Consider the following 9,015-nt stretch of genomic DNA (forward strand, 5'->3'; position numbering starts at 1 on the left):
GCTTGCATTGCGAGGCGGCGGCCACGCCATCATTGCGACCTTTGCGCTGGACGGGCCGGAGAAATGCTCTGGCCTCCCTGTCGCCCGCCACAGCGCCGAGACCATCGGCGCGCTGCTCGGCGCGGAGTTCGCCTCGGTCGACACGCGCCGGCACGAACACACGACACCGTGGGGATCGGTGCAGAAATTTCAGTTCTCGACGTTTGTGCGAAAGCCTTAAGGCGAGTGCACTGCTGGCGCGGATGTCAGCTAATCCGAAGATACGGCCTGCGAAGCGCGCGCGGCCGCGCCGCCAAGACGTCTTGAAGCCGCGTGCCGTCAACCCCATGATGGATAAGCCATCACACAGCGAGGCGAACATGCAGGTTTTCAAGGTGGATGATAGCCTTGCCTCGATTGCTTGCGCAATGGCGGTCTGACCAGCGTTCAGGTCCTGAACGAGTTTGTCCGTGTCGCGCGACAGAAGCTGCGTCACGATTGGCCGCAGATCGAACTGGCGCTCAGCTTGTTCAGAGCCTCGCTGGATGAGATTGTGCCGATCACCCTGCGGCAACCCACACGAGTGCGGTCGCGCTCGCACGCGACCATGGCCTACACATTCATGATGCTCTGATCGTCGCGGCCGCGGTCGACGCCGGTTGCGATAGACTTTACACCGAGGACCTGCAAACTGGCCGCAGTTTTGGATCACTCGTCCTCATCAATCCCTTCCTTCCGAACCCGCCATGAACGCCCAAGCCCTCGTCGCAAAGGTCTGCAATTTCGCGCACCCCGACGCTGGGGCCAAGCGCGTGAGAGGCTTTTCAAGCGCAGGCGGGTGACGAGGGCAAGAAAGCCCGGTTCTCCGGGGAGAGCACGAAGACACCGTTAAAACCGTTGCGCAGGGAAGGCCGGAGGCAAAGGCGCGTTTGCGCCGTGCCCGCCATCTCTCAGCGAGCCTCGGTCTCGATGGCGGGCATGGCGCGCAAGAGCGCACCTTTGCCCACTCTACAGCCGGAGCCCGGAAGCTCACGCGCCGGGCGACACCTCGCGCCAGGGCGTAGCGGACGCTCCGGCCGGCCTCGCCACGCCGCTATCGACCGTCGTCGCCGGCTGACGCGACAGCAGTTCCGCCTGCAGCACGGCCAGCGTCAGCACCACGATCGCAACGGCCTGGTGCGTCAGCGCCAGCGGCAGCGGCACCTGGCCCAGCAGCGTGAGGATGCCGAGCACCGCCTGCACCATGATCGCCGCGAACAACAGCCAGGCGCCGTTGCTGATGGCGGAGGGCGCGCGCGACCGCGTCGCATCGACGGCGTGCCACAACGCGAGCAGGAACAGCGCATAGGCCATCATGCGATGATCGAACTGCACCGTCAGCGCGTTCTCGAAAAGGTTGCGCCACCAGGGGTCCTCGTACCACAGCCGCGCCGCCGTCGGCACAAAGCCGCCGTCGATCGCAGGCCAGGTGTTGTAGACGAGCCCGGCGCGCAGGCCCGCGACCAGCGCGCCGAGATAGATCTGCACGAAGGTGACGACGAGGATGGCCCGGCCGACAAATTTCACGCGCGGCGGCGCGTCTGGGGGGACCTCGCCCTTGATCTCCCGAAAAGTCCAGACGATCGCGGCGAAGATCACGAGCGCCAGGACCAGATGTGTCGCAAGCCGATATTGCGACACCTCCACCCGCTCGGTGAGGCCCGAGGCAACCATCCACCAGCCGATCACGCCCTGCAGCGCGCCGAGCGCGAAGATCGACCACAGCCGCTTGCGCAGTTCGCCTGTGAGCGCGCCGCGCCAGAGGAAGAACAGGAACGGCAGCAGGTAGGCCGCGCCGATCACGCGTCCGAGCAGCCGATGGCTGAACTCCCACCAGAAAATGGTCTTGAACTCCGACAGCGTCATGTCGGCGTTGATCTCTTGGTATTGCGGGATCTGCTTGTAGGCCTCGAACGCATCCGTCCATGCCTGGTCGCTGAGCGGCGGCAGCACGCCCGAGACCGGCTTCCACTCGACGATCGACAGGCCGGATTCGGTGAGCCGGGTGACGCCGCCGACCAGCACCATGGCCGCGATAAGGACCGCGACGGAGATCAGCCAGCAGCGGACGGCGCCAAGATGCGACGATGGCAGGGCAGATGAGGCCGAAAGATCCGTCATGAGATCGATGCTTGAAGGATTAGACGCGCCCCTTATAGTCCCCCGCGTCTTCAGCGCAAGCCGCGCCCCCGCACAGTTCCGTCATGACCATCCGCACCCGCAAATTCTTCGGAACCATCTTTTTGCTGCTTCTGGCGGCGGTGTGGTCCTTGACCGGCATGGCCGTGGCACAGATTCCGGTGCTCGCGAACTCTGGCTGGCTGCAGGCAGCCTTTTATGTGGTGGCCGGCATGGGCTGGGTGCTGCCGGCGATGCCGATCGTGAGCTGGATGTCGCGCCCAGACCGCTAGACGCCGGCGCGCGTCGGCTTCACCGGCGCAAATGTGACGCCGGACAGCAGCACGCGCATGACACGCAGCGAGCGGCAGCGGCCATCCCAGGCGATGCGCGGCAGCGCATGCAGATTGGTACGGCTATCGGCGTCCACGATGCCGGGAATGGTGGAGACCGCGCTGTGAAAGCCCGCCTCCTCCGCCATGACGACATGGGCGCGGCGGAAGCTCTGGGGATCACCGAACGGAAACGCAAAGTGCCGGACCTCGCGGTGGAACACCGTCTCGGCGACACGCTTGCCCATCGTCATTTCCCGCATCGCGTCCGCATCTTTCATGGTCGACAGCACGGGATACTCGACCGTGGCGCTGGCAATGGTCGCGTTCGGATCGGCCGCTAGTCGTGCAAGATCGGCCCAGTCCATCGAAGCCGCGCGCGACAGGGTTTTGAGGTCGACCGAATAGCGGCTGCAGAGGTCCCTGATCGCGGCGGAACGGTCGCCGGGCGCGAGCGCGCGCAGCCAGTCGTGGAGGAAGGTAAACAGTTCGATCTTCTCGGCCGCCGTGCGGACGATGAAGTGCCGGTCTTCCTGGTTGATGGTCAGGCTGATGCGGATCTCGCGCGCGATGATCTCCTCCAGCGCCAGCCACCACGCCTCGCCCACACCATCCGGGAACGCGGTCGGCACGTAGATCGTGTAGGGGACGCGATGCTGCGACAGCACCGGATAGGCATGCGTGATGAGGTCCTTGGAGGCGCCGTCAAACGTCAGGCAGGCGAAGCGGCGGCGCTGCGGAATGGTCATCGCACGCCGGCAGGCCTCGTCCATGGTGACGATGTCGTAGCGCCAGCGCTTCAGCGCGCGGATCGTGCGATCGAGGAATTTTGGGCTGATCTCGCCGGCCTTGAGCGGCTGGAAACGATCCCGCCGCGGCGGACGCACCCGCTCGAACCGCAGGATCGCCCCCGCACCGACGCCGCGCCAAAAAGCGCGGCCGCTGAAATAGGCGAGTTCGAGCCGAAAACTCTCAAACCAGCTGCTGTCGGACGCCAAATCGCCTGCCCTCTCCCACGACGGACCTCATTACCCTTTGTTGACATTTCTTTGCAAAGGTCACCTGGCTGCAAAAGTATTTTTTCTCTTAAGACGGATTTTGCGATGACATTGGCCGCCGCAATCGATCGCCCGACCGCAGCTGCGCCGGTGCGGTCGCAGGCGAGCCGCATCGCGAGCATCGAGGTCATCACCGAGCTCGATGCCGCAGAACGAGTCTGGCGCGCATTCGAAGCCGGCGTTCCATTCGCGACGCCCTATCAGCGCTTCGATTTCCTCAATCCCTGGCAATGCCGGGTCGGCCAAACCGAGAACGCGCAGCCTTTCATCGTGATCGCCTGTGATGGCGAACGGCGGCCGCTGATGCTGCTGCCGCTGACGCTGCGGCGGCAGTTCGGGGTCAGCATCGCCGCGTTCATGGGCGGCAAGCATTCGACCTTCAACATGCCGCTCTGGGACGCGGGTTTTGCGCGCGAGGCCACCGCATCGGATATCACGATGCTGATCGCCGGCTTCCGCGAACGCTGCGAGGCCGATCTGCTGGTGCTGACCCAGCAGCCGCTCCGCTGGCAGGAGCAGGCGAACCCGTTTGCCCTGCTGCCGCGTCAGCTTTCGGTGAATGCCTGTCCGGTCCTGCCGATGGCGCCGGGCGCACAACTCCTGAGCAACTCGTTCCGCAGACGGCTTCGCGGCAAGGAGCGCAAGCTGCAGGCGCTGCCGGGCTACCGCTATTTCGTCGCCTCTGATGATGGCGAGATCAGTGGCCTGCTGGACTGGTTCTTTCGCGTCAAGCCGCTGCGGATGGCGGAGCAGAAGCTGCCGAACGTGTTCGCGGAGGCCGGCGTCGAGGAGTTCATCCGCGACGCCTGCATGACGCGGCTTCCGGGCGGCAACCGCGCGATCGACATCCACGCGCTCGCCTGCGACGAGGAGGTCATCGCGCTATTTGCAGGCGTTGCCGACGGCCATCGCTACTCGATGATGTTCAACACCTACACGCTGTCGGAGCACGCACGCTTCAGCCCCGGCCTGATCCTGATGCGCAACATCATCGATCATTACGCCGGGCGCGGCTATCGCGCACTCGATCTCGGCATCGGATCGGACGACTACAAGCGCCTGTTCTGCAAGGACGACGAGGCGATCTTTGACAGTTTTGTCCCGCTGAGCGCGCGCGGCGCGGTCGCGGCGGCCGCCATGTCCACGGTGGCGCGGGCCAAGCATCGGATCAAGCAAAGCACGACGCTGTTCCGCCTGGCGCGGCGGCTGCGCGGCGCCCTGCATCAGGCGGAGGCGAAGGAGGTTTAAGCGCTGTCAGGCGGCGACCACCCGGGGGCCCGGCTCGATCGTATCGACCGACTGGGCGGGCCGGTCCAGCATGGCGACGTCGGCAAAACCGACCGCCTTCAGCTTTTCCCCGATCTGGGTGCGCGCGCCCTGCTCCAGCGATGGCTCGGTGACCACGACGGCGCGGGCGTCGGTGCTCAAGAGCTCCGCCGGGAGGTCGGACGCGGTCCCCGCATCGAGCACGACGTGATCATAGACGCACCGCAGCGCATCGATCGCAAGCGTCAGCCGCGGCGACTGCAGCACCGACCGGTCAAAGCCCGGACGGCCGGCGCAGACGAGATGAACCGAGGACAGCCGATCCTTGGTGATGATTTCGGAGAACGAGGCCTCGCCTTGCGCCAGTTCGGCAAGCCCCGGCGCGCTTGTATCGACCGAAACCGCGGCGATGGTCGGCGACAGGCCGGAGAGGTCGACGACGACCACCCGCGCCTGCCGCGCCATCAGGCGGGCGAGGGTCAGCGCGGTCAGCGCGATGCTTTCTGCCGAGGTGTTGCCGAGCACGGTGATCTTGCGCGCGGCCGCGCCGGCTTCGGCAAAATCCCTCGCGAGCTGCTCGATTTCGGCCAGCGTCGTGAGCGGCTCCGGCGTGACCGGATCGGCTTCCTGCGCCGGTTCCGCCACAACCTCGGCCGGCTTCGCCTTCACCTTCACCACGCGGGTGGCTGCAGGAACCACAGAAGCAGCGGCTGCGCCGGGCGGGATGGTGCGCAGCAGCTCGCTGGTTGCGACAAGGCCGGCGCTCAGCAGCAGGGTGACCAGCGTCGCGATCAGGACGATCGGCAGCTTCTTCGGATAGGCCGGCGTGTTGGAGACGATCGCACGCGAAATGATGCGTCCCTCCGCCGGCGCGGCGTCGATGGTTTCGCGCGTGTTGGCTTCGCGGTATTTGGCCAGATACGATTCGAGGAGATCGCGCTGCGCCTTGGCCTCGCGCTCCAGCGCCCGCAGCTGGACGTCCTGGCCGTTGGAGGAACTGGCGAGCTTCTTCAGTTGATCGAGGCTTGCGCTCAGCGCTTCGACCCGGCCGCCAGCGATGCGGGCGTCGTTATCGAGGGACCGGGAGATCTTACTCGCCTCGTCACGGATCTGACGATCGAGGTCCGCGAGTTGCGCCTTCAGTTCCTTGATGCGGGGATGGTTGTCGAGCAGCGTCGAGGACTGCTCGGCCAGTTGCGCGCGCAGGGTGACGCGCTGCTCGGACAGCCGGCGCATCAGCTCGGAATTGAGCACCTCGGAGGCCTCGATCGGCTTGCCGCTCTCCAGCATCTCGCGAATCAGCCGCGCCTTGTTCTCCGCATCCGATTTCAGCGCACGCGCATTGTTCAATTGCGTATTGAGCTCGCCCATCTGCTGATTGGAGAGCGTGGTGTTGTTGGTGCCGACGAACAGGCTCGATTTCGACCGGAAATCCTCGACCCGCGATTCGGCCTCCGCGACCTTGTGGCGCAGGCTGTCGATCTCCCCTGCCAGCCATTGGCTGGCGGACTTGGCCTGCTGCTGGCGCGCATTCTGTTGCAACACCAGATAGAAGTCGGCGATCGAATTGGCGACGCGCGCGGCAAGCTCCGGATCGCGCGACTGGAATTCGACGACGATGACGCGCGACTTGTCGACCGCATAGGCGGTGAGACGCTCGAAATAGGCGTCCATGACGCGCTCTTCCGGCGTCATCAGGAACGGATCGCGCCCGATCCCGAACAGCGCCAGCACCGAGCGCAGCGGCGAAAGGCCGCGCAGCACCGGATCGAATTCCGGCAGCTCGGCAAGCCCGTTCTTCTTGATGACCTCGCGCGCGAGATCGCGCGACAGCACGAGCTGGACCTGGCTCGTCACCGCTTCCGCATCGAGCGCGGCGCGCTCCTCGTTGCGCTCGCCGCTTGGCCGCAGGAAGACATTCTCACGCCCGTCGATCAGGATACGCGCTTCGGACTTGTATCGCGGGGTGATGAGATTGACCGCCGCGAGCGAGGCGACCAGGGCCAGCAGGGTCGGAAAGATGATCAAGTTTCGCCTGCGCGCCACTGCCTGGCCCAGCACACGCAAATCCAGGTCGCCAGCGGGTGCCCCTGCAGTTGTCGGCGTGTCGGGAATCGGCGCAGGCGGCACCGGGGCCGGTACGTCCTGCGCCTTTTCCTTGCCCTTACGCCAGAACGCAAAACGCATCCTACTCCCCCGCGGAACGCCACTTTCCACCAAGCTCAGCCGTCGCGATTACACTCCATTAAGGTTGCTGCTGGGTTAATCTCCTGTGTGCGCCCCCAGAGAGCCGCAAGTTCTCGCTCGACAAGGTCATGTTTTGTTAATCATGAATACCGCTAATCCGAATCGACATTTCCGTTCAGGATTCTCCATGCACACACGCGATCCCATCGACCCGTCGAACGCGTCGGACCTGGCGCACGACGCCCTGGCCCCCGGTGCCGCCGATAACGCCGGCGTCGCGGGACGCAGGTTCTGACATGCCCCCTGCTCCGGACCAGCCGCTCAGAATCCTGCACGCGGTACGCACACCGGTCGGCGGTATTTTTCGTCACATCCTCGACCTCGCCAACGGCCAGGTCGATCGCGGCCATCAGGTCGGCATCGTCGCCGACACCCTCACTGGCGGTGAGCGAGCCGCCGCGGCGCTCGCCGAGATCGCGCCGCGACTGAGGCTCGGCGTCCACCGCTTTGCAATCCGGCGCGAACCGGGCCCCGGCGATCTCATGGTCTGGCGGAAGTTCGTGCGCCTGATCGGAGAGCTGAGACCCGACGTCCTGCACGGCCATGGCGCCAAGGCCGGGGTCCTGTTTCGGATGAGACGGCGCAGCAACGACGTCATTCGCGTCTATACGCCCCATGGCGGCTCGCTGCATTTCGCGCCCAACACGGTGCCCGGAGCAGTCTACAGCCGGATCGAGCGCGCGCTGATGAACAGGACCGACCTCTTCCTGTTCGAAAGCGCGTTTGCGCGGGACACCTACCAGCGCCTCGTCGGCGCGCCCCGGGGGCTGGTGCGCTGCGTCTTCAACGGCGTCACCGCGAACGAATTCGATCCCGTGGTCAGAGCGGAGGATGCCTCCGATGTCGTCTATGTCGGCGAGTTCCGGCATATCAAGGGCGCGGATCTCCTGGTCGATGCCGTGGCGCGGCTGCATGCCGACGGCAGGCCGGTCACGCTTACGCTGGCCGGCGACGGCGAGGAGATGGCCGCGCTCAAGGCCCAGGTCGCGAGGCTCGGCCTCACCAATGCGGTGCGCTTCATCGGCCACGTCAAGGCGCGTTACGGCTTTTCGAAGGGCAAGGTGCTGGTGGTACCTTCCCGCGGCGATTCCATGCCCTATGTCGTGATCGAAGCCGGTGCCGCGGGCATCCCGATGATCGCGGCCGACGGCGGCGGCATCCCCGAGATTTTCGGGCCGCACAGCGACGCGCTGTTTGCGCCGAATACGGCGGGCGCGATCGCCGACGCGATCGAGAGCGCGCTGGACAATCCGGCCGCGACGCAAGAGCGCGCCAGGGCGCTTCGCGAACGTATTTTCCTGCATTTCTCCCAGAAGGCGATGGTCGAAGGCGTCATGAGCAGCTATCGCGACGCGTTTGCCAACCATTAACGTTCCTTGATTGCAAGTAAGGGTTTGTTCCGAAATCTCGGTTATTCCGGGAAGGGGGAATATCGCTTGAGGCAGGATGCACGCCCAGGTGGTAACGGAAAGGGAGCGTGGGCGACCGTGGAACAGATCAACGCACGCTCGATGCTGAATGCCGCGGCCAGCGCCGCCGCAAGCGCGCCGGCAGGCCGTCCGGTCGTTGAGCGACGCCGCAGGCTGTCGCCGGCCGCGCTCGCCCTCACCAGTCAGAAAGTTGCCAACGCCTATTCGCCGATCGTCATCGCCGGCGTCGTGCGCCTCGCCGATTTCGTGCTGATCAGCCTGACCGGCATCGCGCTGTACTTTGCCTATGTCGTTCCCTTGAGTGGCTTCTACTGGGAATACATCGCGGCCATCCTCGGGATGACCGCGGCCGCCGTGATCTGCTTTCAAGCCGCCGACATCTACCAGGTCCAGGTGTTTCGCGGCCAGCTCCGGCAGATGACGCGCATGATTTCTGCCTGGACCTTTGTGTTCCTGCTGTTCATCGGCGCATCGTTCTTTGCAAAACTCGGCGGCGAGATCTCCCGCCTGTGGCTCTCGGCCTTCTTCGTGATCGGGCTCGCGATG

Annotated in this window: 6 protein-coding genes and 2 pseudogenes; 5 read left to right on the forward strand and 3 right to left on the reverse strand. The window is 65.3% G+C overall.

What is annotated here, in order from left to right; all coding sequences use genetic code 11:
* Positions 1–220: pseudogene (locus JOZ76_RS03415) on the forward strand (SAM-dependent methyltransferase); the annotation flags it as partial.
* Positions 221–1,008: 788 nt separating this feature from the next.
* On the opposite strand, the gene JOZ76_RS03420 reads toward JOZ76_RS03415, so the two are convergent.
* Positions 1,009–2,139: a COX15/CtaA family protein gene (locus JOZ76_RS03420; RefSeq protein ID WP_291697221.1), complete on the reverse strand. Its 1,131-nt coding sequence runs from the start codon at positions 2,137–2,139 to the stop codon at positions 1,009–1,011.
* A gap of 83 nt (positions 2,140–2,222) precedes the next feature.
* Here JOZ76_RS03420 and JOZ76_RS03425 point away from each other — a divergent pair, with 83 nt between their 5' ends.
* Positions 2,223–2,429, forward strand: a complete 207-nt coding sequence (locus JOZ76_RS03425; protein ID WP_291697222.1) for a DUF2842 domain-containing protein — start codon at positions 2,223–2,225, stop codon at positions 2,427–2,429.
* Here JOZ76_RS03425 and JOZ76_RS03430 read toward each other — a convergent pair.
* Positions 2,426–3,466: a polysaccharide deacetylase family protein gene (locus JOZ76_RS03430; RefSeq protein WP_291697223.1), complete on the reverse strand. Its 1,041-nt coding sequence runs from the start codon at positions 3,464–3,466 to the stop codon at positions 2,426–2,428. The genes JOZ76_RS03425 and JOZ76_RS03430 overlap by 4 nt on opposite strands.
* 105 nt (positions 3,467–3,571) lie before the next feature.
* Here JOZ76_RS03430 and JOZ76_RS03435 point away from each other — a divergent pair, with 105 nt between their 5' ends.
* Positions 3,572–4,774 (forward strand): GNAT family N-acetyltransferase, encoded by a 1,203-nt coding sequence (locus JOZ76_RS03435; protein WP_291697224.1) that lies wholly within the window; start codon positions 3,572–3,574, stop codon positions 4,772–4,774.
* A gap of 6 nt (positions 4,775–4,780) precedes the next feature.
* Here JOZ76_RS03435 and JOZ76_RS03440 read toward each other — a convergent pair whose 3' ends face one another.
* Positions 4,781–6,979, reverse strand: coding sequence for a GumC family protein (locus tag JOZ76_RS03440; RefSeq protein WP_291697225.1), 2,199 nt, complete (start codon positions 6,977–6,979; stop codon positions 4,781–4,783).
* A 296-nt stretch (positions 6,980–7,275) separates the two neighbouring features.
* Here JOZ76_RS03440 and JOZ76_RS03445 point away from each other — a divergent pair, with 296 nt between their 5' ends.
* Both JOZ76_RS03445 and JOZ76_RS03450 read left to right on the forward strand, forming a co-directional pair.
* Positions 7,276–8,409, forward strand: a complete 1,134-nt coding sequence (locus JOZ76_RS03445; RefSeq protein WP_291697226.1) for a glycosyltransferase family 4 protein — start codon at positions 7,276–7,278, stop codon at positions 8,407–8,409.
* A 141-nt stretch (positions 8,410–8,550) separates the two neighbouring features.
* A pseudogene (locus JOZ76_RS03450) lies at positions 8,551–9,015 on the forward strand (undecaprenyl-phosphate glucose phosphotransferase); the annotation flags it as partial.

Origin of the sequence: Bradyrhizobium sp. (assembly GCF_019244115.1) — a bacterium.
GTDB lineage: Bacteria > Pseudomonadota > Alphaproteobacteria > Rhizobiales > Xanthobacteraceae > Bradyrhizobium.